Origin of the sequence: Pseudomonas extremorientalis, assembly GCF_024584605.1 — a bacterium.
Taxonomy (GTDB): Bacteria; Pseudomonadota; Gammaproteobacteria; order Pseudomonadales; family Pseudomonadaceae; genus Aquipseudomonas; species Aquipseudomonas extremorientalis.
Genome location: NZ_CP089519.1, coordinates 646808 through 670789, shown reverse-complemented (window position 1 = coordinate 670789; position 23982 = coordinate 646808). Strand labels below are relative to the sequence as shown.

Sequence of the window (23982 nt, the reverse complement as noted above, 5' to 3'; positions counted from 1 at the left end):
TATTCTTCAAAAAGACACGGTGTCATTGTTATTGCAGGCGTTTCGGCTCCGTTCGCCAGGACGTGCAACCCTCTAGCGCCCAGAGGTGCAACCGACAGGCCGAAAAAGTACAACCTCGACGGGTCGCACCTGCAACCAGAGCTATAAACGACAGTTCCTACAGCTGTAACAACCTGCGTAACGGAACTGCACATTTACAGTGCGTGATTGCTACGACTTGCACCAATACAGATTAGTAGCCTGCTAAGAAAATGCAGGCTTTTGAGCGGTATTTCGCTGATCAGATCACGATCCTGAGGCATTGGCCGGCGTGATACAGCGAAAATCCTGCTTCATACAGACAGCTACGCAGCCCTACCCCGGACAGCGGTTGCATGGGCGCGAAGGGAATCGGTAAAGCCTGGGGATTCTGGTGACACAAGTAGTCGGCAAACGCCTTGCCGACCACGCTGCCGGTGGTCACGCCACGACCGTTATAGCCCGTTACGGCCACAAGGCCCGGAGCGGGCTCGAACAGGCGCATCAAGTGGTCCGGGGTGAAGGCGATGCAGCCGGTCCAGGTGTACTCCCACTGCACCGATTTGAGGTACGGGAAGTAATGCTGCTGCACCCGATCAGCCCACGCCTTGAGGAACCAGGTAGGTTTCTGGTTGCCGTTGCCCAGGCTGCCGAGTAGCAAGCGACCGTCAGCATCGCGGCGGATGCTGCTCAGCACCTGGCGCGTATCCCAGGAGCCTTGGCCGCCGGGCAAAATCTGCTGGGCGGCTTCGTCTGTCAGCGGGGCCGACGCGACCTGGTAGTAGTAACCGGGGAAAAAGTTGCGCCGCAGCTCGGTCCATTCGCCTTCTGTATAGGCGTTGGAGGCGATGACCACCTGTGCAGCCTGCACTGAGCCCTGGGCGGTCTGCACCGACCAGTGCGCACCTTGGCGCTCAAGTTGAGTAACCGGTGAATGATCGAACAACTGCCCGCCCAGCCCGGCGGCAGCATTGGCGAGGCCGCTGGTGTAAGCCATCGGGTTCAGGGTGCCGGCACGCCGGTCCAGCAAGGCGGCGGCAATCTTTTTGGTACCGGTAGCCTGCTCGCAGGCCTGGCCGGTGAGCAGTTCCACCGGTGCGCCACGACGCTTCCATTGTTCTTCACGACTGCGCAGATCCGCCTCGCCACGGGCGTTGTGCGCCATGTGCAAGGTGCCTTCACGGCGCAATTGGCAATCGATGTTGTATTTGTCGATCAGGCTGAACACCAGCGAGGGGGCCGCGCCCAGCATGCGGTTGAGCTGGCTGCCCACCGCCTCGCCGAAACCGGCTTCGATCTCGTCCGGCGGGATCCACATCCCGGCGTTGACCAGCCCCACGTTGCGCCCCGAACCGCCATGACCAGTGCGATGCGCCTCCAGCACGGCCACGCTTTTACCCTGTTCCAGCAAATGAATGGCCGCCGACAGACCGGTAATGCCGGCACCGATCACGCACACATCCACCTTGACCTCGCCGTTGAGCCCAGCGCGATCCGGCCGGCTGGGGGTGAGGTGTTCCCACAAACATGTTTCGCGTAATGGCATTGCCAGACTCCGTGATGAAACCTAACAAACAGCTCGGTCAATGTGGGAGGGGGCTTGCCCCCTCCCACATGTTGATCCCATTCCGGCCAGCAGGATCAGTCAAACGTGATGCCCTGTGCCAGCGGCAACTCCAGCGAGTAGTTCACGGTATTGGTCTGGCGACGCATGTACCCGCGCCACGCGTCCGACCCCGACTCGCGCCCGCCGCCGGTCTCTTTCTCGCCACCGAACGCGCCGCCGATTTCCGCGCCGCTCGGGCCGATGTTGACGTTGGCGATGCCGCAGTCGCTGCCCACCGCCGACATGAACTGCTCGGCTTCACGCACGTCAGTGGTGAAGATGCACGACGACAAGCCTTGCGGCACGGCGTTGTTCAGACGCAGGGCCTCGGCGAAGTCGGTGTAGCCGACCACGTAGAGAATCGGCGCGAAGGTCTCGGTGCACACCACATCGCTTTGCTCGGGCATTTCCACAATCGCCGGAGACACGTAGTAGGCATTCGGGAACTTGTCTTCCAACTGGCGCTTGCCGCCAAACACCTTGCCGCCTTCGCTCAGGGCCTGCTCCAGCGCGTCCTGCATAGCGTCGAAGCCGTGCTTGTCGATCAGCGGGCCGATCAGGTTGCCTTCCAGCGGGTGGCCGATGCGCACCTTGGAATAGGCCGCCTTGAGGCGAGTGACGATTTCTTCCTTGACCGATTCATGGGCGATCAGGCGGCGCAGTGTGGTGCAACGCTGACCGGCGGTACCAACGGCGCTGAACAGGATGGCGCGCACGGCCATGTCCAGGTCGGCGCTTGGGCCGAGGATCATCGCGTTGTTGCCGCCAAGTTCCAGGATGCTGCGGGCGAAGCGCGCGGCGACTTTCGGTGCCACTTCGCGGCCCATGCGCGTGCTGCCGGTGGCGCTGATCAGGGCGACACGCGGGTCGTCCACCAGCGCGGCACCGGCGTCACGGCCACCGATGATTACTTGGCTCAGGTACTGCGGGGCACCATCGAATTTTTTCAGCACGCGCTCGAACAGTGCCTGGCAGGCCAGGGCGGTGAGCGGGGTCTTTTCCGAGGGTTTCCAGATCACCGCGTTGCCGCACACCAGCGCCAGGGCGGTGTTCCACGCCCACACCGCCACCGGGAAGTTGAAGGCACTGATCACGCCGACCACACCCAGCGGGTGCCAGGTTTCACGCATGTGGTGGCCCGGACGCTCGGAGGCGATGGTCAAGCCGTACAACTGGCGCGACAGGCCGACGGCGAAGTCGCAAATGTCGATCATTTCCTGCACTTCGCCCAGGCCTTCCTGGGTGATCTTGCCGGCTTCCCAGGACACCAGCTCGCCCAGGTCGGCCTTGTATTCGCGCAACACATCACCGAACTGGCGCACCAATTCGCCACGGCGCGGTGCCGGCACTTTGCGCCAGGCCTCGAATGCATGCTCGGCGCGACTGACCTGCTGCTCCACCTCGGCGGCGCCCTCCCAGTGCACACTGCCGATACGGCTGCCATCAATCGGCGAATGCACAGGTTGTTTACCCGACTGGTACAACGCCGGGTTTACCCCGAGACGATCAAGCAATGCGGCAACCATGAGTCACTCCTTCAATTTCAAACAGAAAATTCGCACCGTCACACACACGGCGACCCAGGCCTTATTTGTAGCTGGCCCAAGACTTGCCAACAAACGACGATTAGGCGAGATATCATTCCGTTTATTCATGCAAAGAATAAAAAGAGGCGTGCCGTGCTGAACAAAAGACATTTGCCCTCGATCACTGCCCTGCAGTGCTTCGAAGCCGCCACCCGCCACCTGAGCTTTACCCGCGCCGCCGAGGAGCTGAACCTCACCCAGAGCGCCGTGAGCAAACAGGTGGCGCAGTTGGAAGAACTGTTGCAACACCTGCTGTTTCGCCGGGTGCGCCGCCGTTTGCAGATGACTCCGGCAGGCGACCTGTACCTGGTGGAAGTGCGCAAGATCCTCACCCAGGTGGAGATGTCCACCCACTACCTGCGGTCCTACGGCGGCGAGACCGAAGTATTGCGCGTGTCCACGCCCTACACCTTCGGCGCGCGCTGGCTGGTGCCGCGCCTCAAGGGCTGGCGCCTGCGTCACCCGCAGATCCACCTGGACCTGTGCAACGAGCAGGAGCCGGACGAACTGCTGCAAGGCAAGGCCGACATGGCCTTCTACTTCGGCCAGGGCTCACGCCCCGGTACCGAGAGCCTGAAATTGTTCAGCGAAGAGCTGGTACCGGTGTGTGCGCCGGAAAGCCTGCCGGCGCAGCCTTTGAGTGACCCCACGCAACTGAGCGGCCTGGTCCTGCTGCAAAACGCCTCGCGGCCCCAGGGCTGGCATGACTGGTTCGCCAGCCAGGGTTACCAGACCGAACACAGCTACCATGGGCCGCGCTTTGACACCTTCTATATGTGCATTCGGGCGGCGCAGGTGGGCTGCGGCGTGGCCTTGCTGCCGCGCTTCCTGGTGGAAGAGGAACTGGCCGACGGCAAGCTGGTGATCCCCTGGCAGCATGCGATGCCGAGCCAGGACGCGTATTACCTGGCCTACCCGGAGCATTCAGCGGAGGTGCCCAAGGTGCGTGATTTTGTGAAGTGGATGATGGAACAGGTCATTTAGTGCCTGGAATACCGCCATCGGGGGCAAGCCCCCGATGAGGTCAGTGGTCCCACTGAAAAAATCACTGGCAAAACCCCACAGGTCTATGCGCCACTAGCCCCCTTCCTTAATTGTGCGTAAAGGTCGGCGCCCATCGCCGTCCCGTCTGGAGATTCCCGTTATGAGCGAGAGTGTGTTTGCCGATCGCATCGTGCAGAACTTGCTCGACACCGACTTCTACAAGCTGACCATGATGCAGGCGGTGCTGCACAACTACCCCAACGTGGAAGTTGAATGGGAGTTCCGTTGCCGTAACAGCGAAGACCTGCGCCCGTACCTGGCCGAGATCCGCTACCAGATCGAACGTCTTGCCGAGCTGAGCCTGAGCCCCGACCAACTGGGTTTCCTGGAGCGCATCAGCTTCATGAAGCCGGATTTTTTGCGCTTTCTCGGGCTGTTCCGCTTCAACCTGCGCTACGTGCAGACCGGCATCGAGAACGGTGAGCTGTTCATCCGTCTGCGCGGGCCGTGGCTGCATGTGATTCTGTTTGAAGTGCCGATGCTGGCCATCGTCAGCGAAGTGCGTAACCGCTACCGCTACCAGACGGTGATCCTCGAACAGGCCCGCGAGCAGTTGTACCGCAAGTTCGACTGGCTGACCGCCAACGCCAGCAGCGACGAGCTGTCCGAGCTGCAGGTGGCCGACTTCGGCACGCGCCGGCGCTTCTCGTACCGGGTGCAGGAAGAAGTGGTCAGTGTGCTCAAGCATGACTTCCCCGGGCGCTTTGTCGGCACCAGCAACGTGCATCTGGCCCGCGAATTCGACATGAAGCCGCTGGGCACCATGGCCCACGAATGGATCATGGCCCACCAGCAACTCGGCCCACGCCTGATCGACAGCCAGATCGCCGCGCTGGACTGCTGGGTCCGCGAATACCGTGGCCTGCTGGGCATCGCCCTGACCGACTGCATCACCACCGACGCGTTCCTCGGCGACTTCGACTTGTACTTCGCCAAGCTGTTCGACGGCCTGCGCCACGACTCCGGCGACCCGGTGCAGTGGGCGGAAAAAGCCATCGCCCACTACCACAAGCTCGGCATCGAGCCGATGAGCAAGACCCTGGTGTTCTCCGACAGTCTGTCGCTGCCCAAGGCCCTGGAAATATTCCGCGCACTGCGTGGTCGGATCAATGTGAGCTTTGGCATCGGCACCAACCTGACCTGCGACATCCCGGGTGTCGAGCCGATGAGCATCGTGCTTAAAATGACCGCCTGCAATGGCCAGCCCGTCGCGAAGATCTCCGATGAAGCGGGCAAGACCCACTGCACCGACCCGAATTTCGTCGCCTATTTGCGTCACGTTTTCAAAGTACCTGCCCTATCCAGCAAGGAGTGAATCATGCAAGCCGTACAGCGTGAGATTGCGCAGCAGCTCAAGGTCCAAGCGCCGTTCAACGACCAGGCCGCACTTGAGGCCGAGGTTGCCCGTCGCGTGGGGTTTATCCAGGATTGCCTGCGCAATGCCGGGCTCAAGGCGCTGGTGCTGGGCATCAGCGGTGGTGTCGACTCCCTGACCGCCGGCCTGTTGGCCCAACGCGCGGTGAAAGAGCTGCGTGAAAATACCGGTGATGAGGCCTACCGCTTTATCGCGGTGCGCCTGCCCTACGAAACCCAGTTCGACGAAATCGACGCCACGGCCTCGGTGGACTTTATCGAGCCGGACGAGCGCCACACTGTGAACATCGGCCCGGCGGTCAAAGCCCTGGCCAATGAAGTGGCGGCGTTCGAAGGCAAGGCGGCGGTGTCCCGTGATTTCGTGCTGGGCAACACCAAGGCGCGCATGCGCATGGTGGCGCAGTACACCATCGCGGGCGCGACCGGTGGCTTGGTGATCGGCACCGACCATGCGGCGGAAGCGGTGATGGGCTTTTTCACCAAGTTCGGTGATGGGGCCTGCGATTTGGCACCGTTGAGCGGGCTGGTGAAGAACCAGGTGCGTGCGATTGCGCGGTACTTCGGGGCGCCGGAGTCGTTGGTGGAAAAAGTACCGACTGCGGACCTGGAAGACCTGTCGCCGGGCAAGCCAGACGAAGCGTCACATGGCGTGACCTACGCGGAGATCGATGCGTTCCTGCACGGCGAGCCGGTGCGTGAGGAAGCGTTCAGGATTATCTGCGAGACGTATCGCAAGACGGAGCACAAGCGGGTCATGCCGTTTGCGCCGTGAGGTAGGACGCCATCGGGGGCAAGCCCCCTCCCACACTTTGATTTGTGAACACATCCAAATGTGGGAGGGGGCTTGCCCCCGATGAACGATGATGCGGTGTTACTTGACGGTCACAGTGCCTTTCATCATCGAGATGTGGCCTGGGAACGAGCAGAAGAACGCGTAGTCAGTCCCGGCGGCCAGCTTCGACACATCGAAGGTCACCGAGTCTTTCTCGCCAGCACCGATGATCTTGGTGTGGGCGATGATGCGCGTGTCGCCGTCTTTCAGGTAGTTCTTGTCGATACCGGCGGCCATGCCGTCAGTGGCAACCGGCTGCATGTCGGCGGCGCTGGTCAGCACCCAGTTGTGGCCCATGACGTTTTTCGGCAGGTTGCCGGAGTGCGTCAGCTCGACGGTGAATGTCTTGCAGCTCTTATCGATTTCGATGGCTTTGGTGTTGAAGGACATTTGGTCGGTGGAGTCGACAGTGACCTTGCACTCTGCAGCAAGCAACTGGCCACTTGCCAGAGTCAGCAGGGAAACAGCAACGAGTTTGGCAAACATGTGAATCTCCAAGGCAGGGTTTAAAAAACGCGTAATGCGACAAGGGTGCCTGAAGCAGGCAGAAATTCTTATGACCTGAATCAACAGATTGTATACAACTTTAGGCTATCAGACTTATCGACACAATCAACCAGCCAAAGTGCCGCACGCTGATTATGATCGGCCCATCACCCACTGGAGTCCGAGCCATGCACCTCAATCAACTGTTCAACGGCCTGCTGGCCGCCTACGCCTGCGGTAAGTGAAGGCCAAGCGCACCTTGAAGCTGCTACCATGTCGTCCCAAGGCAGCTGCGCGCCGCCACCCTCACCTTCGACCTTAGAGGATCGCCCATGGCCAAACCTAATTACTCCTTCGCCAAACGTCAGAGAGACTTGGCCAAGGAACAGAAGAAAGAGGAAAAACTGCAACGCAAGAAAGCCGCTGCAGACGAAGAAGCTGGCGCACTGAACCCGGACGCCGATGCTGAAGTAACGAGCGACGAGAGCGAAACACCAAAAGATCCGGCTGAATAATTTTCTTTGTGCTGAGCCGGCTGTTCCGGCTCGGCACAATCAACCATCATTCCAGCGGCATCACCGTCACCCGCACCTCCGGGTCATGGCTCCCTCCCCCCAGAATCACCCCCCGCAACGGCGACACATCGGAAAAGTCCCGGCCCCAGGCCAGGGTGATGTGCTCCAGTGCCGGCTGCACATTGTTCGTCGGATCAAAATCCACCCAGCCTGAAACCGGGCAATACACCGAGACCCACGCATGGGACGCATCGGCGCCGATCAGCCGTGGCTGGCCGGGCGGTGGCTGGGTGAGCAGATAGCCACTGACGTAACGCGCCGCCAGGCCTCGGGAGCGCAGGCAGGCGAGCATCAGGTGGGCGAAGTCCTGGCACACGCCGCGACGGCGCTCCAGCACTTCCACGAGTGGAGTGGCCACCTGGGTGGCTTCGGCATCGAAGGTGAATTCGCTGAAGATCTTCTCCATCAATGCCCGCACGCCCAGCAGCAACGGCTTGCCAGGCGGGAAACAGCTTTCGGAGAACTCGACGAAGGTTTTCTTCAAGTGCACGTAGGGCGATTCGAAACGATAGCGGCAGGCTTCGATCAGCTCACCGGACATCGGCTGGCTGCTGTAGGTCAGGCGGTCGCGGGTCTGGTCCCAGGCCGGCGATTGCTGGAAATCCAGCACCGGCCGCGCCAGCACTTCCACGGTCAGCCCGGCATTCACCAGCAGTTCGTCATGGGGCCTCTCGAACGCCAGGCGGGTGATAGGGTTGCCGAACACGTCCAGCTCATCGCGGCGCGACGACGGCTGCGGGCTGATATCCAGTTGCTGCGAGCTGCAACGCTGCCAGGCGCACGGCCGTGGCCACAGGTGCGCCAGCTGCTGGGCCAGGGACACCGGGCTGTCGTAGTGGTAATGGGTATCGTGGAAAATCTGGTAGCGCGCACTCATCACACCGACACCGTTTGCTGGCTGACATCATCCACATGGGCAAAATGGCGCAAGGCCAGACGATCCGACACTTGCCCACTCTCATCGGCCACTGCTTGCAGCAGGTCGGCCAGGCCGTCCAGTGCGGCACGCACGCTGGACTCGCCGAACAATGGGTTCTCCAGGCAGCCCAGGTCGAAGCGCGCCAGGCGCTCCACCAACGGGCCGAGGCCGGTTTCACGCGGCACGCCAAAGTCATCGTTGAGACGGCGCAGGGTGCGGCTCACCAGTTTGAGCTGGAACAGCACCGCATGGGGGTTCTGTTCATCCAGCAGCAACAGATCGAGCACCGGGATCAACTGCGGCACCGCCAGGTAGCGCGAGCGATAGGTGATGCTGCTGTTGCCCAATTCCAACAACCACTCCAAGCCAGCCTGATCGAACACCGCCACGCCGCGCAGGAATGCCGCCAGGCTGCTGCTCAGGAATTGCAGGCGCTCGATGCGCCGGCCCATCATCAAAAAGCGCCAGCCTTCGTCGCGGGTCATGTCGTCCAGGGCGAACCCGGACAGCGCCGCCAGGGACATCACCAGGCGGTTGAGAAAGTCCAGCAATTCGCCAAAATCCGGGGTCTCGCTTTCCAGCTCCAGGGCTTCGCGTTGCAGCTCCACCAGGGCCTGCCAGTTCTCCCGGGACAGCTTGCCGCGCACCTGGGACGCCGCCCACTGCAAGCGTTGCAGGTTGGCGCGCAGGCTCGATGGCCAGTCATCGCCCAATAGTGCGGCCTGCAAGCGCTCCGGTAACTCGCCCTCTTCCGGCAACAGGCGCAGGTTTTCGCCCAGCTCGACGGCGGCCTGCAAGGCCAGTGGATCGTCGCCGTCCACATAACGCGCCAGCACGATGCGCAGCCAGCGCGCACTGTCGTCACAGCGTTCGCAGTAACGGCCGAACCAGAACAGGTTTTCCACTACGCGGGACGGCAGATAAGGGTCGCGGCGTACCAGGTCATGGGCGCCGATTGCGCGTTGCGCGCGCCAATGTTCACCACCGGATGCGCGCTCACCGAGCACCCAGGTGTCCTTGCTGGCGCCGCCGCGTTGCATCGACACCACTTCGGCATCGGCTTCAGCGGCGACCCGTGTCAGACCGCCGGGCAACACGCGATAACCGTCATCGCTGGCCACGGCGTACACGCGCATGCCGATGGCGCGGTGTTGCAAATGATCATCCTCGGTGTGCCATACCGGCGCCTGGGACAGCTGCGCCAACTCCTGGGCGACGTACGCGTAGGGCCGCGCACGCATGCGCTCGGCCAGGGCTTCGCGCTGTTCTTCATTCAGGTCACGGCCAAATACCGGGGTGAAACTCTGCGACGGAAACGCAGGCTTGATCAGCAGCTCCGGCAGTTTTTCCAGAGCCTCGGCCAGTACCGGCGCTTCACCGCACCACCAGGTGGCGATGGACGGCAGGATCAGTTCTTCGCCAAACAGGAATTCGTTGATCTTCGGCAGGAAACCCAGCAAACCTGGGGACTCCAGCACACCGCTGCCCAAGGCATTGGCCACCAGCACGTTGCCTTGGCGCACCGCATCAAGCAGGCCGGGTACGCCGAGGGCGGAGTCGGTGCGCAGTTCCAGCGGGTCGCAGAAGTCATCATCCAAGCGACGCATGATCGCGTGCACCCGGCGCAGGCCGCTGAGGGTTTTCAGGAACACCGTGCTGTCACGCACGGTGAGATCGCCGCCTTCCACCAGCGGGTAGCCGAGCTGGCGGGCGAGGTAAAGGTGCTCGAAGTAGCTTTCGTTGAACCGGCCCGGCGTGAGCAGCACGATCAACGGCGGCTGGTCATCGCCGGGCGCCTGGCGGGCCAGGGTTTCCTGCAAAGTGCGAAAGAAACCGGTGAGGTGCTGCACCTGCAAGTCGCGGTAAAGATCCGGAAAGGCGCGGGACACGATGGTGCGGTTTTCCAACGCGTAACCGGCGCCAGACGGCGCCTGGGTCCGGTCGGCGGTGACCCACCAGCGGCCATCCGGCGTGCGCGCAAGGTCCACGGCGTACAGGTGCAAAAAGGCACCGTCCGGCGGCTGGATACCCTGGCACGGCCACAGGAAGTTGTTATGCCCGAACACCAGCTCGGCCGGCAGCAAGCCTTGCTTGATCAAGCGTTGCGGACCATACAGGTCGGCAAGCACGGCATTGAGCAAGCGTGCACGCTGGGCGATACCGGCACACAGGTGCTGCCATTCATCGGCGGCCAGCACATGGGGCAGCAGGTCCAATTCCCAGGGGCGGTCGGCGCCCTTGGGGTCGGCGTAGACATTGTAGGTCACGCCGTTTTCCTGGATCTGCCGGGTCAGCAGCGCCTGGCGCTGGGCCAATTGCGCAGGCGTGCTGCGTTGCAGGTGGTCGAGCAGGCGCTGCCAATGGGCACGCACTGCGCCGCTGTCGTCCAGCAGTTCGTGATAAGTGCCCGCGGTCAGCGGGTAACGGTCGAGCAAGTCGGACATGGAACGCTCGGCAGGGACAAGGGGGCTCAGATTAACTCAAATTCACTGCAATCCACTGTGGGAGCGGGCTTGCCCTCTCCCACACTTAAACAGTGTTCAGTCATTTTTATTGGGGAAACGCCGCATATCCAGGGTCATCGGTAATTCATCGTTGACGGTTACCGTCGGTACGGGAAGCTTGCCGGGGCTATGCCCAAGCCGGAAAAACCGCGCCATCCGCCGGCTCTCCGCCTCATTGGCATTTACCGGCAAGCTGTCGTAATTGCGTCCACCCGGATGGGCAACGTGGTACTGGCAGCCGCCCAACGAGCGCTGCATCCAGGTATCCAGCAGATCGAACACCAAGGGCGCATGCACCGGGATGGTCGGTTGCAGGCAGTTGGCCGGTTGCCAGGCGCGATAACGCACGCCGGCGACAAACTCACCGACGCGCCCGGTCGCCTGCAGCGGCACCGGGATGCCGTTGCAGGTCAGCAGGTAGCGTTGCGGTGGCAGCCCGGTCAACTTGACTTGCAGGCGCTCCAGCGACGAATCCACATAGCGCACCGTACCGCCCACCGCGCCCTCTTCGCCCAGTACATGCCAGGGCTCCAGGGCCTGGCGCAGTTCCAGCTCGATACCGCTGACGGCGTAGTCGCCCACCTTGGGAAAACGGAACTCCAGGTGCGCGGCAAACCACTCGGCGCGCAGCGGGTAGCCGGCTGCGTTGAGCTCGACGATCACATCGGCAAAATCCTGCTCGATAAAGTGCGGCAACAGGAAGCGGTCGTGCAACTCGGTGCCCCAGCGCGCCAGCTTCGACGGTGCATAGGGCTCGCGCCAGAAGCGCGCGACCAAGGCACGCAGCAGCAGTTGTTGGGTCAGGCTCATGCGTGCATGGGGCGGCATCTCGAATGCACGCAGTTCCAGCAGGCCCAGGCGGCCGGTAGCGCCATCCGGTGAGTAGAGTTTGTCGATGCAGAATTCGGCGCGGTGAGTGTTGCCGGTCACGTCGATCAGCAGGTTGCGCAGCAGGCGGTCGACCAGCCAGGGCGGGCATTCTTCGCCGGGAGCAGGCATTTGCGCGAAGGCGATTTCCAGCTCATACAGCGCATCGTTGCGCGCCTCGTCCACCCGAGGCGCCTGGGAGGTCGGGCCGATGAACAGGCCGGAAAACAGGTAGGACAACGAAGGATGGTTGTGCCAGTAGCTGATCAAGCTGCGCAGCAGATCGGGGCGACGCAGGAACGGCGAATCCTTGGGCGTGGCGCCACCGAGCACGAAATGGTTACCGCCACCGGTGCCGGTGTGGCGCCCGTCGATCATGAATTTCTCGGTGGTCAGGCGGGTTTGCCGCGCCTCTTCGTAGAGGAACTCGGTGCGCTCCACCAACTCGTCCCAGGAGGCGGACGGCTGCACGTTGACCTCGATCACACCCGGGTCCGGCGTGACGCGAAAGTTGCTCAGGCGCGAATCGGCCGGTGGCTCGTAGCCTTCGAGCAAGACCGGGCAGTGCAGTTCTTCAGCGGTGGCTTCGATGGCCGCCACCAGTTCCAGATAGTCCTCGACGCGCTCCAGCGGCGGCATGAACAGATAGAGCCGCCCTTCCCGCGCTTCGGCGCACAGTGCGGTGCGGGTCAGCCAGTCGGCGGACTCGTCCACCTTGGGCACGCGCTCATCACTCAGCGCAGGTTCGCCATGGCTTTGCAGTTGGGCGGTGGACGGCAGCTCGGGCTGATCCTGGTTAGGGTCCGTCGGGTGCACAAACGGATACTCGGCCGCCGTCACCCACGGCTGCGAAGCCAACGGCAGGCGATAGCCCAGGGGAGAATCTCCCGGCACCAAACGGCAGTGGTTATCGCGCAGGTACCAGCGGCCACTCTGCCAACGATCATTGGCAGGCGTACGCGCCAGCGGCAGTACTTGCCCGATGATTTTATCCAAGCCCTGGGCAAACACCTTGCGCAGGCGTTCGCGCTCCAGCTCATCGCCCAGGCGCGGGTCCTGGGCAGTGACGTTCTGCGGCAGCGCACCTTCGCGCCACAGGTAGTAGAAATTGTCTTCGAAGGCCGGGAACACAAAGCGTGCCGGCAGCTTAAGGCGCTCGGCGACGCTGGCCAGGAAACGCCCGGCCATCACGCCGTCCGCACCGTAATCCTCTCGCTCATCGGCGATCAACGCGCTGTTGTGCCAGATCGGCACGCCGTCACGGCGCCAGTAGCAGTTGAGCGACCAGCGCGGCAGTTGCTCGCCGGGGTACCACTTGCCCTGGCCGAAGTGCACCAGCCCTTTGGGCGCGTAGTGCTTGCGCATGCGCTGGAACAGCTCGGCGGACAGGCGGCGTTTGTCCGGGCCGAGGGCGGCGGTGTTCCATTCGGCGCCGTCGGGATCGTCGATGAAGGCAAAGGTCGGCTCGCCGCCCATGGTCAGGCGGACATCGTCCTTGAGCAGGTCGCCATCGATCTGCCGTCCCAGTGCCTGGATCGCCAGCCACTGTTCCTCGGTGTAGGGCTTGGTGACCCGTGGGGCCTCCCAAATCCTCTCTACAGACATTTCGTGGGTGAATTCACACTCGCAGGGTTCCACCAGCCCACTGATCGGCGCGGCAGACGAGGGATCGGGACTACAGGCCAACGGGATATGCCCTTCACCGGCGAACAGCCCGGAGGTGGCATCCAGGCCGATCCAACCGGCGCCGGGCAAATACACTTCGCACCAGGCGTGCAGGTCGGTGAAGTCCACTTCGGTGCCGGACGGGCCGTCGAGGGCTTTGACATCGGCGGTCAACTGGATCAGATAGCCAGACACAAACCGCGCCGCCAAGCCCAGGTTGCGCAGCAATTGCACCAGCAGCCAGGCCGAATCACGGCAGGAGCCGGAGGCGTTTTCCAGGGTGAATTCCGGTGTCTGCACGCCCGGTTCCATGCGGATCAGGTAGCCGATGTCGGCCGCCAGGCGCTGGTTGAGGCCCACCAGGAAATCCACGGCCGGCAACGGCGTACGGTCGATGCCCGCAAGGTACGCGGCGAACTTCGGCGTCAGCGGCAGGGTTTCCAGGTACGGCGCCAGCTCGCGTTGTTCATCGGCGGCATAGCTAAAGGGGATTTTTTCGGCGTAGGGTTCAAGGAAAAAGTCGAACGGGTTGAACACCGCCATCTCGGCAACCAGATCGACCTCGATGCGCAGCTCATCGGTCTTTTCCGGGAACACCAACCGCGCCAGGTAATTGCCCTGGGGGTCTTGCTGCCAATTGATGAAATGCTGCTCGGGCAGCACTTTCAGCGCGTAGGACAGAATCCGCGTGCGGCTATGGGCGGCCGGACGCAACCGTACAATCTGCGGGCCGAGTTCGACAGCACGGTCGTAGCGGTAATGCGTAACGTGGTGCAACGCGACATGAATCGACACGGCGGCCTCCTGCGAGCCAGGGCATGGACACAAAGCGCGCAAGACTTATGCCAGAGCGGCGGTCATTGCGCTTTATCGTGGGACCCGGTGCAGTACAGCACCAAAACGGCGCCAACGGCGATGCTCTGGTGCAAGTGACGCACATATTTGTGGCGCAGGTGTGAAGGTGGGTGGGGAATCTACCCAATCAGCCGGTTTTGCGCTTGGCGATCACGGCTTGGCGCAGATGGCGTATTTCAAGCAGCTTCTGGCGCATCTCTCGTTGAACCTTGCTGTTAAGTGTCAATAATCCGAGCAATGGGAATAACAGCGCCAACCCATAAAGAATTTTGTGAGGCTGGAATTGAATCATCGGAACTACAAACAGCAGACAGGCGACGTAGATGCCGACCATCACCCACACCCAGGAGGGGCGCCCCCGCAAAATCATAAAGTTGCTATGGACCGTCAACAGAATGAGCAGCGCCCCGGCAGACATGATCTTGAGCCCCACTTGAGCAATGGGCGCATCACGAAAATAGGTGATGAACGCCAGCGCCACAGCCAACGCCAAAGAAAAACACGCAGCAAATACGCCGCCCATAAACGTCAGAAAGTATTGCCTGAAAAAGTCGCGTAGCGTCATTAACTCGTTCATTCGTTTATTTCCTCGTACAACCCAATCGCGATGGTATTGACGTTTCCGGAGTACGCACTCCCGCCAAATCCTATGGTTGCGCCGAGGACGTCTTTGATCTGGGTCGTGGTGCTGTGCTTGAGCTGCGTAGGGGTGAAGCGCTTGGTGAGTTCGCCCGACGCCTGCCGCAATTTGAGCATCTTGGCGGTCAAGCTGGGATGGTTGATGCTCAGCAGCTCTTTCGTCAGCTTGGCTCTTTCCTGGCGATTCAAACCGCGAAGCACATCACGCAGGCTCTTGCCCGTCGATGCTTTGGCAGCCCTGACCAGCTTGACCGTCGTCAGGGCCGAACCGCCTACGCCAGCCAGTGAAACGGCGTCCAGCACAACGGATGCATTCTGGTACCAGCCCTCACTGTCGAGCCAATCGTTTACCTCCGGTTTGGCGACCTCAAGCGCTGTTCGAGCAATGCCGTTAAAGCACTGAAGCGTACTCGCGCCGGCAGCCGCATACCCCACTACAACGATGACGGAACTGGCGCCAGCGCTGAAAGGCACCAGAATGGTTCCACTGGCGATCGCAGCCCAACTGATGACCGCCCCCAAGCAGGAGATTCCGGTATTCACGGCTTCGCCAATCAGTCGCGACTCTCGAGGATTGCTCACGACATGTTGAGCAAACTGTGTTGGCGCAATGTACTTCTGCGCTTCACGCAAAATGATGCGCTTGGGCTTGATGCTGCAGATGGGCTTGAATTCGCGCAGGGTAATGACGTTGAAGTCGGCGTCGATGTATACGACGCCTGCGCCAACGATACCTGGATCGGCGTCGATGGCCGCAAACAGGCGCGGAAGGTTGATCTGGCTTTCGATGCGCTGGCGCGCCATGAACTGCGAGCGGTTGGAGTCCATGCCGATGGAGGCCAGGGGGTTAGCCATAAGTGTTCTTCCTTGAGAATGATGGTGACCAGGCGGGCCCCATCGCGGGCAAGCCCACTCCCACATTTGGAATGCATTCGCCTGTGGGAGTCGGGCTTGCCCGCGATGGCTTTCTAATGGGCGCCACCTTAGCAAACAGGTTACCCAACAGCTAGAAAGCAAAACGCCAGCACGAGGCTGGCGTCTGGCATGTTCAGGCTGCGATCAACGCGGCACGACCGGCTTGCGCGCAGGCTTGCCGCCCTTGCCCTTGGCCGCATCCGCGCGTTCCTTGGCGGCCTGCTTGTTGCGCGCCTGGGCCGCGGCCTTGGCTTGTTCACGCTTGTCCCATGGGTTGCTGCCGTCACTGCCACGGGGCGGCAGGCCGGTATGCTGGGTGAGGATCCTGGTGGTGGTTTCCTTGGCGACCTTGTGGCTGCCGGCCGGCGTCGAGTTCTTGCGACGGGCGCTCTGGTAGCTGTCGGTGCTCGGCTGGTGCAACGGGATCAACTGGTCCTTGCCCGGCCCGATCAGGTCGGCGCGGCCCATGCGGGTCAGTGCCTCACGCAGCATCGGCCAGCCTTTCGGGTCGTGGTAGCGCAGGAACGCCTTGTGCAGGCGGCGCTGCTCTTCGCTCTTGACGATGGTTACCGCGTCGCTCTTGTAGGTGACCTTGCGCAGCGGGTTCTTGCCCGAGTGATACATGGCCGTGGCGGTGGCCATCGGCGACGGGTAGAACGCCTGTACCTGGTCGGCGCGGAAGCCGTTGCCCTTGAGCCACAGGGCCAGGTTCATCATGTCTTCATCGGTGGTACCCGGGTGGGCGGCGATGAAGTACGGAATCAGGTACTGCTCCTTGCCCGCTTCCTTGGTGTACTTCTCGAACATGCGCTTGAACTTGTCATAGCTGCCAATGCCCGGCTTCATCATCTGGTTGAGCGGACCTTCCTCGGTGTGTTCCGGGGCGATCTTGAGGTAGCCGCCGACGTGGTGGGTGACCAGCTCTTTCACGTATTCCGGCGACTCGACGGCCAAGTCATAGCGCAGGCCGGAGGCGATCAGGATCTTCTTCACACCCGGCAACGCACGGGCGCTGCGGTACAGTTGGATCAACGACGAGTGGTCAGTGTTCAGATTCGGGCAGATACCGGGGAACACGCACGACGGCTTGCGGCACGCGGATTCGATTTCCGGGCTCTTGCAGGCGATGCGGTACATGTTCGCGGTCGGACCGCCGAGGTCGGAGATCACGCCGGTAAAGCCGGGGACCTTGTCGCGGATCTCTTCGATCTCGCGAATGATCGACTCTTCGGAACGGTTCTGGATGATGCGGCCTTCGTGCTCGGTGATGGAGCAGAAAGTGCAGCCGCCGAAGCAGCCACGCATGATGTTCACCGAGAAGCGGATCATGTCGTAGGCCGGGATTTTTTCCTTGCCGTACGCGGGGTGCGGGACGCGGGCGTACGGCATGCCGAACACGTAGTCCATTTCTTCGGTGGTCATCGGAATGGGTGGCGGGTTGAACCACACGTCCACTTCGCCGTGTTTCTGCACTAGGGCGCGGGCGTTGCCTGGGTTGGTTTCCAGGTGCAGCACGCGGTTGGCGTGGGCGTAGAGCACCGCATCGCCACGGACTTTCTCCACCGATGGCAGGCGGATCACGGTCTTGTCGCGGGTCATCTTGGGGCTGGCCAGGATCTGCACGACCTTGGCTTCTTCCGGATCATCCTGCGGCCCTTTTTCCTGCTCGATGGCGCAGGCCTGGGTGTCCTGGGTGTTGACGTACGGGTTGATGATCTTGTCGATCTTGCCCGGACGGTCGATACGCGTGGAGTCCACTTCGTACCAGCCGGCCGGCGTGTCGCGACGGATGAACGCGGTACCGCGCACATCGGTGATGTCTTCGATCTTGTGGCCCCACGACAGGCGCTGGGCGACTTCGACGATGGCGCGCTCGGCGTTGCCGTACAGCAGGATATCGGCGGTGGCGTCGATCAGGATCGAATTGCGCACCCGGTCCTGCCAGTAGTCGTAGTGGGCGATGCGACGCAGGGAGGCTTCGATGCCGCCGAGTACGATCGGCACGTTCTTGTAGGCTTCCTTGCACCGCTGGCTGTACACCAGGCTGGCGCGATCCGGGCGTTTGCCGGCCATGCCGCCTGGGGTGTAGGCGTCGTCGGAGCGGATTTTCTTGTCGGCGGTATAGCGGTTGATCATGGAGTCCATGTTGCCGGCCGCGACGCCGAAGAACAGGTTCGGCTCGCCGAGCTTCATGAAGTCGTCTTTGGACTGCCAGTTCGGCTGGGCAATGATCCCGACGCGGAAGCCCTGGGACTCCAGCAGCCGGCCGATGATCGCCATGCCGAACGACGGATGGTCAACGTAGGCATCACCGGTGACGATGATGATGTCGCAGGAATCCCAGCCAAGCTGATCCATCTCCTCCCTGCTCATCGGCAGGAATGGCGCTGGACCGAAACATTCGGCCCAGTACTTGGGATAGTCAAATAACGGCTTGGCTGTTTGCATGACGGTGACCGGTGTTGAGATGGAAAATCGCGGGCGCGGAATATAGCACAAATTTTGACCAATTCCGACGGCAATGGTCGGCTTTTACCCTGGCATCACTTTTCCCCGGTACTCATAGCCGGATTTGCAGGGGGCAAGGGCCTAATCCGCTAGCCCCATCCCCGGAAACACCCTGGATAGGCTGTCAGGATTCAACTAGCCTTTTCATGGAAACCCAGATGAGCAGTAATCCCGCGCCTCCACTGGTAACACCCGACGCCCACGCCGCCTTCATCCAGACCCAACTCCCCACTTGGCTCACCGACTCCCCCGCAGACACCCGCGCAGCCCTGCGCGCCAACCTGCTCAAGAGCAATCAATCCAGGCACAAGATCCAAGAACTCCTCAGGCAACTGCAAAGCCCCGAGGCGTTCGCTTTTCCGCTGTTTGAGCAGGCGCTGCGCCGCGAATACCTGACGCTGCTGAATGCGAAGACTTCGGTCCTGGTGCGCGAATGGAAAAACCATCACCTGTTCGGGCTGCTACGCACCCACGCACGCACCACTGAACAATCCCTTTTGGAGGCGGCCCTGCAGAACTTCGAGGCTTCGGAAGCAGAGGACGGCGGCATGGAGACCGGGACCGAGCTTTTCAACATCACCCAGGACTCACGATTTCCTTCGTTGATTTCCGCGACGCTCTTCGCCGGTTTTTGCCGCAAACTGGACCTGGGCGGGCAATACCTCAAGCATATTCGCACGGTCATCAGCACCAATCTGTCGGTACGCCGGTTCTTTCGCGAGCACGAACAGCAGCGTTTCAACGTTGCCTTGCACCTGGCCTACCTCAAGAAGAAGATGCCGGAAACCCTTTACGAAGAATTGGTCGAGCTCTCCGAGCGCGGACACCACGTGTCCTTCGACTGCTTTCACCTGACGCTTGGTGGAGTGGTGTTGCCTGACGTCCTGGTCATCGTTGACGTCCGGGCAGAAACCGGACCGCTTCTCTACACACCTGAAGACCCGATCGAGGCACTTCGCCAGCACCCCTCGATGGACGACCTGGAAACTCAACTCGTTAAACGCCTGATGCGACCGGACTACCTGGCCTTCTTCAAGCGGCTGGCCCCAGTGCATCAGCGAGAATCGCTGCTGCATGTAAAGCCCATGTGGATTGATTGGCTGCCCATCGGCTCACCCGGGAAAATCAAGCCAGCGCAGCTGGACAAACCGCTGACCCTGACCAAAATCACCGGCAATCTGTTCCACGCCATCATCCTGCGACGGTTTTCCCAGATAGAAAGCGACGCTTGCGAAGTCGCGGTCCCGACGGCACAGGTTGATGCCATCAGCCGACAAAAACGCCTGCAGTTCTATGCCGACCTGGGTAAATCCCTGCTGTTCTTTGCCGCATCCTTCGTGCCAATCGTCGGGGAGGTTGTGCTGGTCGTTACCGCCGCCCAATTGATCGGCACGGTCTATAACGGCTTTGCCGCCTGGAGCCGGGGCGATAGCCAACAGGCGCTCGACGACCTGCTGGACGTGGTGGATAACGTTGCCATGGCCGTAGCGACCGCCGGCGTGATCAAGGCAGGACGCTTTACGGCGGGCCTCGTGAAAGTTCAGGTACGCAATCAGGGCTGGCGCCTCTGGCACTCTGACTTGGAACCCTACCAACACCCCGCGACATTGCCTGAACACGTGGTTGCCGATAAACAAGGTATCTATCAATACCAACAGCAGTCGTATCTAAAACTGGATGATCACCCCCATGCCATTCAGCGCTCACCCGATGGCACACGATGGGAGTTGTCACACCCCAGCAATCCGCACGCTTATGCACCTCCCCTGTTGAACAACGAAGCCGGCGGCTGGCGCCATGTGCACGAAACGCCAGAGGATTGGGACACGCTCAAACTGATCAAGCGCCTGGGCCCAGATGCGGCCAACATAACCCAACCGTCCGTAGAGCCCATCCTGCTGATCAGCGGGCTGGACAGCACCACATTGCGCCAAGCCCATCAAGAGATGGTGCGCCCTGCCCCCTTGCTATGCGATACGGTTACACACTTCAACCTGGACCAGGAAATCAATGATTTCAACCTGAGCCGTGCCGAGGGCACCTCCGTGACGGCTCACTCGCCGCTGATTCAAGCCCACCTGCTCACCTCGCTGCCCGAATGGCCCGCCACTTACGGGCTGAAGGTGGTCGACCAGCAGCAACAGACCGTGATGCAGTTCGGTCAGGGCAACGTCGAAATCAAGGTCAGCGAAGACCGTTTCAGAAAGGGCGAGTTATTGCATGCCATAGAGGCGCAAATGCCTCAGACCGCGTTCAATAATCTGCTGCCCTCCTCGCCTATCGACTACTTCAGTAAAACCGAAAACCTTGCCCTGAGATTGAGCAAGCAGGCCGCACAGAAAAAACAATGGCTGTTTTCTCAACTCAACGCGGCCAATGAAGCCGCGGTCACACCCACCGAAAAAAGTCTGCGCACACTGATGCCGCAACTGTCCAAACGACATCTTGAAGAGATAGAGCGCACACTCCCAGCAAGCAAACGCCAACGCTTGCAAGCGGGAGACAGCCTGGACCCCGTATCGCTCGAAGAAGCAGACCACTACACAAAGATGGCAAAGGTCGCCCAGCTGCAAGAGAGCATTTTCCTCAATACCTTGCGCAACCGGGAAAGCGTGCAATTGATGCTTTACACACTGGAGCAGATACCCGGTTGGCCTGGGGCGCGCCGGATTGATGTGTATGACGACAGTACCGAGGGGCCGCTTCTGGGGAGTATCGGTAACGCGGATGCCCCTTCGAGCCATACGCTGATCCGCAAAGGCGAGCTATACGCGCTTCACGCCTCACCAGATACCCTCCCCCCCCCACTGACCGATCTGCCTCACGCAATCGAGCAAACACTTTCCCCCTTGGAGCACCGTGCACTGCTGCGCCAATCGGGTGCGGATTCGTTTGAGCAGGCCCTGCACAAATCCGGCAAGTCACTGATGGCCAGCAGCCTTCCGCGTCTGCGCGGCAAGCCCCTTACCCTCGAAACCCGGCCCTCGGCAGGGTTGCCACTCGACCCCTTGTTCGCCGAACCAACCCCTCCGGCCGAACTGACAAGGCTGGCTGACCAGACCTTTCAAGCGCCGCCACTGCCTGACGGAAGTTTTCGCTATTACGTCCAGGACGAGCAGAACTACTACCAGATCAAAAAAGACCCGCAGGGATGGCGACTGGTCGATGCGCGTAGCCGTTTCCGGGCCTATTCGCCCTATCTGCGCAAAAACGCCAACGGGGGTTGGGAAATCGACCCCGCCAAAGGTGGGTTACCGGGCGGAGGGGGCTCGCCTGCGCCATCACTCGAAAGCGTCGACTCCATTGACGGGTATGGGTCGGCACACTCGTCCAATTCTTACGGATCAGCCGAGGAAGGCACTGTAGACGCGCTCTACACTCCTCAGGAATTGGCCTACATGCGCACCGAGCGCAGCTACCAGCACAGCCAGAACTATCGGCGTATTTATGACCGCGCCAACTGTGGCCGCTACCCACTGCGCGATGAAAATGGTCAGCCCATGCGGATCCGACTCATGCAAGTCCAAGGGAAGTCGTTAACGTCCGGCACGGTATTCAGCAAAGACCAGCTGCTGCCCTACATCCGCTGGGAAGGTTATGAAAACGTCGCGCGCCTGTATGAAGACAAGCTTGAGGTTTTACCCTTCACCGCCGCTCATCAAAAATTCCCCCAGGAGGCCGCAATGATCGGCGAAGCCACGGTCATCACGCGGCGCCCGCTGAGCAAGGGCGAAGCGCTGGGCGTGTATGGAGGGGACATCCTGCCGTTTTTCGTGGCGAAGGCGCGCCGAGATCCTTATCTGATGGCCGTCAAGGATGTGAGGCCTGTGTCGCCCCACGCGCTCAACACTCAGCCGGTACTGTCCGGCGACAACGCGTTGTCGAGGATCAATACCATTTTTGAATATGAGGCCGATGTTCCGGTGCGACAGGCCGCCTCGGGCTACAACGTTGAGGCGGCACAATTCAGGGTCCAGGCCCAGGTCGGCAACCGACAGGATCAAATGATACTCACCGGATTATTTGCCAGCGAATCTATTCCCGCCGGCACTGAGTTGCGCTGGAACTACCAATACGACGAAGCCACCATCCGTGCGCTGTTTGCCCGGCCGTAAGGCGCGTTATTCGTCGTCGTCGAAGTTGTAGCTGCCCGGGGCGAGGTTTTCGAAGCGTGTGTACTTGCCGATGAACGCCAGGCGGATAAAGCCGATGGGGCCGTTCCGCTGTTTGCCGATGATGATTTCGGCAATGCCTTTGTGCTCGGTCTCGGGGTGATACACCTCGTCGCGATACACGAACATGATGACGTCGGCGTCCTGCTCGATCGCTCCGGATTCGCGCAAGTCGGAGTTCACCGGGCGCTTGTTGGGGCGTTGCTCCAGGGAACGGTTGAGCTGGGACAGCGCCACCACCGGGCAGTTGAATTCCTTGGCCAGGGCCTTGAGGGACCGGGAGATTTCGGAAATCTCGTTGGTCCGGCTGTCGCCGCTGGAACCGGGGATCTGCATCAACTGCAGGTAGTCGATCATGATCAGGGCGATATCGCCGTGCTCGCGCGCCAGGCGGCGGGTACGCGCACGCATTTCCGAGGGGCTGATACCGGCGGTGTCATCGATGAACAGCTTGCGGTCGTTAAGCAGGTTGACCGCCGAGGTCAGGCGCGGCCAATCGTCGTCTTCCAGTTGGCCGGAACGCACCTTGGTCTGGTCGATACGCCCGAGCGACGAGAGCATCCGCATGATCAGCGATTCGCCTGGCATCTCCAGTGAGTACACCAGCACGGTCTTGTCGCTGCGCAACACCGCGTTTTCCACCAGGTTCATCGCGAAGGTGGTCTTACCCATGGAAGGACGGCCGGCGACGATGATCAAGTCGGAGGGCTGCAGGCCGCTGGTTTTCTCGTCGAGGTCGGTGTAGCCGGTGGAAATACCGGTGATGGCGGCGTCGGTGTTGAACAGGGTGTCGATGCGGTCGATGGCCTTGGTCAACAGCTCGTTGACGCCCACCGGGCCGCCGGTTTTCGGGCGGGCCTCGGCGATCTGGAAGATCTGGCGCTCGGCTTCGTCGAGGATCTCTTCGGCGGTGCGCCCTTCTGGGTTGAAGGCGCTGTCGGCGATCTCGGTGCTGATGCCGATCAGTTGGCGCAACGTGGCGCGCTGGCGAACGATCTGGGCATAGGCCTTGATGTTGGCGACGGACGGCGTGTTTTTCGCCAGTTCGCCCAGGTAGCCGAGGCCGCCGACCTGGGAGGTCTGGCCTTCCTTGTCCAGTTGTTCGGCCAGGGTCACCACGTCGATCGGCGAGTTCTGGTCGGCCAGCTTGGCGATGGCGCGGAAGATCAGGCGGTGGTCATGGCGATAGAAATCACCGTCCGAGACTTGATCCAGCACGCGTTCCCAGGCGTTGTTGTCCAGCATCAAACCACCGAGCACAGCCTGTTCGGCCTCGATGGAATGCGGCGGCACCTTCAGGGCAGCGGTTTGCAGATCGTATTGCTCAGGAGCTGAAATATCGTTCATGGCCACTTGGAATTTGGGGTGTGTAGAAAAACAAAAGGCACGACCTGTAAACAGGATCGTGCCCGATGTT

The 23982-nt window shown here is 61.3% G+C and carries 15 protein-coding genes; 5 read left to right on the top strand and 10 right to left on the bottom strand.

Features of this window, described 5'->3' with window-relative positions; genetic code table 11:
- Window positions 1–280 precede the first annotated feature (280 nt).
- Both amaA and amaB read right to left on the bottom strand, forming a co-directional pair.
- The gene (amaA, locus tag LUU92_RS02900) at window positions 281–1564 is read right to left on the bottom strand and encodes an L-pipecolate oxidase (RefSeq protein ID WP_257103132.1); all 1284 of its coding nucleotides are present in this window, start codon (window positions 1562–1564) and stop codon (window positions 281–283) included.
- Window positions 1565–1659: 95 nt separating this feature from the next.
- Window positions 1660–3150: an L-piperidine-6-carboxylate dehydrogenase gene (gene amaB, locus LUU92_RS02895; protein ID WP_058423442.1), complete on the bottom strand. Its 1491-nt coding sequence runs from the start codon at window positions 3148–3150 to the stop codon at window positions 1660–1662.
- Between the two features lie 153 nt (window positions 3151–3303).
- Between amaB and LUU92_RS02890 the strand changes: the two genes are divergently transcribed.
- From LUU92_RS02890 to nadE, 3 genes are all read left to right on the top strand, one after another.
- On the top strand, window positions 3304–4194 hold the full coding sequence (locus LUU92_RS02890) for a LysR family transcriptional regulator (protein WP_071491656.1): 891 nt from the start codon (window positions 3304–3306) through the stop codon (window positions 4192–4194).
- A gap of 160 nt (window positions 4195–4354) precedes the next feature.
- A complete protein-coding gene (gene pncB, locus LUU92_RS02885; protein WP_065900159.1) occupies window positions 4355–5569 on the top strand; it encodes a nicotinate phosphoribosyltransferase in 1215 nt (404 codons plus the stop codon).
- Window positions 5570–5572: 3 nt separating this feature from the next.
- Window positions 5573–6400: an NAD(+) synthase gene (gene nadE / locus LUU92_RS02880; protein ID WP_071491657.1), complete on the top strand. Its 828-nt coding sequence runs from the start codon at window positions 5573–5575 to the stop codon at window positions 6398–6400.
- 99 nt (window positions 6401–6499) lie between these two features.
- Here the strand turns inward: nadE and azu are convergent, their stop codons facing one another.
- Window positions 6500–6946, bottom strand: a complete 447-nt coding sequence (gene azu, locus LUU92_RS02875; RefSeq protein WP_071491658.1) for an azurin — start codon at window positions 6944–6946, stop codon at window positions 6500–6502.
- 332 nt (window positions 6947–7278) lie between these two features.
- Here azu and LUU92_RS02870 point away from each other — a divergent pair, with 332 nt between their 5' ends.
- The gene (locus LUU92_RS02870; protein WP_071491659.1) at window positions 7279–7461 is read left to right on the top strand and encodes a hypothetical protein; all 183 of its coding nucleotides are present in this window, start codon (window positions 7279–7281) and stop codon (window positions 7459–7461) included.
- 46 nt (window positions 7462–7507) lie between these two features.
- Here LUU92_RS02870 and LUU92_RS02865 read toward each other — a convergent pair whose 3' ends face one another.
- The 6 genes from LUU92_RS02865 to LUU92_RS02840 all read right to left on the bottom strand — a co-directional run bounded on the left by LUU92_RS02865 (window position 7508) and on the right by LUU92_RS02840 (window position 18333).
- Complete coding sequence (locus tag LUU92_RS02865) at window positions 7508–8398, bottom strand: transglutaminase family protein (protein ID WP_257103131.1); 891 nt, start codon at window positions 8396–8398, stop codon at window positions 7508–7510.
- On the bottom strand, window positions 8398–10884 hold the full coding sequence (locus tag LUU92_RS02860; protein ID WP_222540869.1) for a circularly permuted type 2 ATP-grasp protein: 2487 nt from the start codon (window positions 10882–10884) through the stop codon (window positions 8398–8400). Before LUU92_RS02860 ends, LUU92_RS02865 begins: the two co-directional genes overlap by 1 nt.
- Before the next feature lie 96 nt (window positions 10885–10980).
- Window positions 10981–14271: a transglutaminase family protein gene (locus LUU92_RS02855; protein ID WP_257103130.1), complete on the bottom strand. Its 3291-nt coding sequence runs from the start codon at window positions 14269–14271 to the stop codon at window positions 10981–10983.
- A gap of 187 nt (window positions 14272–14458) precedes the next feature.
- Complete coding sequence (locus tag LUU92_RS02850) at window positions 14459–14908, bottom strand: hypothetical protein (RefSeq protein ID WP_071491663.1); 450 nt, start codon at window positions 14906–14908, stop codon at window positions 14459–14461.
- Window positions 14905–15825, bottom strand: coding sequence for an Ssp4 family T6SS effector (gene ssp4 / locus LUU92_RS02845; RefSeq protein WP_257103129.1), 921 nt, complete (start codon window positions 15823–15825; stop codon window positions 14905–14907). The genes LUU92_RS02850 and ssp4 overlap by 4 nt, the downstream gene beginning before the upstream one ends.
- 204 nt (window positions 15826–16029) lie before the next feature.
- Window positions 16030–18333 carry a YgiQ family radical SAM protein gene (locus tag LUU92_RS02840; RefSeq protein WP_071491665.1) on the bottom strand — a complete coding sequence of 768 codons (2304 nt, stop codon included), beginning with the start codon at window positions 18331–18333 and terminating at the stop codon, window positions 16030–16032.
- A gap of 218 nt (window positions 18334–18551) precedes the next feature.
- On the opposite strand from LUU92_RS02840, the gene LUU92_RS02835 reads away from it, so the two are divergent.
- Window positions 18552–22508 (top strand): dermonecrotic toxin domain-containing protein, encoded by a 3957-nt coding sequence (locus LUU92_RS02835; protein WP_257103128.1) that lies wholly within the window; start codon window positions 18552–18554, stop codon window positions 22506–22508.
- A 6-nt stretch (window positions 22509–22514) separates the two neighbouring features.
- Here the strand turns inward: LUU92_RS02835 and dnaB are convergent, their stop codons facing one another.
- The gene (gene dnaB / locus LUU92_RS02830; RefSeq protein ID WP_071491667.1) at window positions 22515–23912 is read right to left on the bottom strand and encodes a replicative DNA helicase; all 1398 of its coding nucleotides are present in this window, start codon (window positions 23910–23912) and stop codon (window positions 22515–22517) included.
- Window positions 23913–23982 lie beyond the last annotated feature (70 nt).

Coding starts and splice junctions, on each gene's coding strand:
- amaA (WP_257103132.1), bottom strand. CDS start 1,564: ATGCCATTACGCGAAACATGTTTGTGGGAACACCTCACCCCCAGCCGG.
- amaB (WP_058423442.1), bottom strand. CDS start 3,150: ATGGTTGCCGCATTGCTTGATCGTCTCGGGGTAAACCCGGCGTTGTAC.
- pncB (WP_065900159.1), top strand. CDS start 4,355: ATGAGCGAGAGTGTGTTTGCCGATCGCATCGTGCAGAACTTGCTCGAC.
- nadE (WP_071491657.1), top strand. CDS start 5,573: ATGCAAGCCGTACAGCGTGAGATTGCGCAGCAGCTCAAGGTCCAAGCG.
- azu (WP_071491658.1), bottom strand. CDS start 6,946: ATGTTTGCCAAACTCGTTGCTGTTTCCCTGCTGACTCTGGCAAGTGGC.
- LUU92_RS02870 (WP_071491659.1), top strand. CDS start 7,279: ATGGCCAAACCTAATTACTCCTTCGCCAAACGTCAGAGAGACTTGGCC.
- LUU92_RS02865 (WP_257103131.1), bottom strand. CDS start 8,398: ATGAGTGCGCGCTACCAGATTTTCCACGATACCCATTACCACTACGAC.
- LUU92_RS02860 (WP_222540869.1), bottom strand. CDS start 10,884: ATGTCCGACTTGCTCGACCGTTACCCGCTGACCGCGGGCACTTATCAC.
- LUU92_RS02850 (WP_071491663.1), bottom strand. CDS start 14,908: ATGAACGAGTTAATGACGCTACGCGACTTTTTCAGGCAATACTTTCTG.
- ssp4 (WP_257103129.1), bottom strand. CDS start 15,825: ATGGCTAACCCCCTGGCCTCCATCGGCATGGACTCCAACCGCTCGCAG.
- LUU92_RS02840 (WP_071491665.1), bottom strand. CDS start 18,333: ATGCAAACAGCCAAGCCGTTATTTGACTATCCCAAGTACTGGGCCGAA.
- LUU92_RS02835 (WP_257103128.1), top strand. CDS start 18,552: ATGAGCAGTAATCCCGCGCCTCCACTGGTAACACCCGACGCCCACGCC.
- dnaB (WP_071491667.1), bottom strand. CDS start 23,912: ATGAACGATATTTCAGCTCCTGAGCAATACGATCTGCAAACCGCTGCC.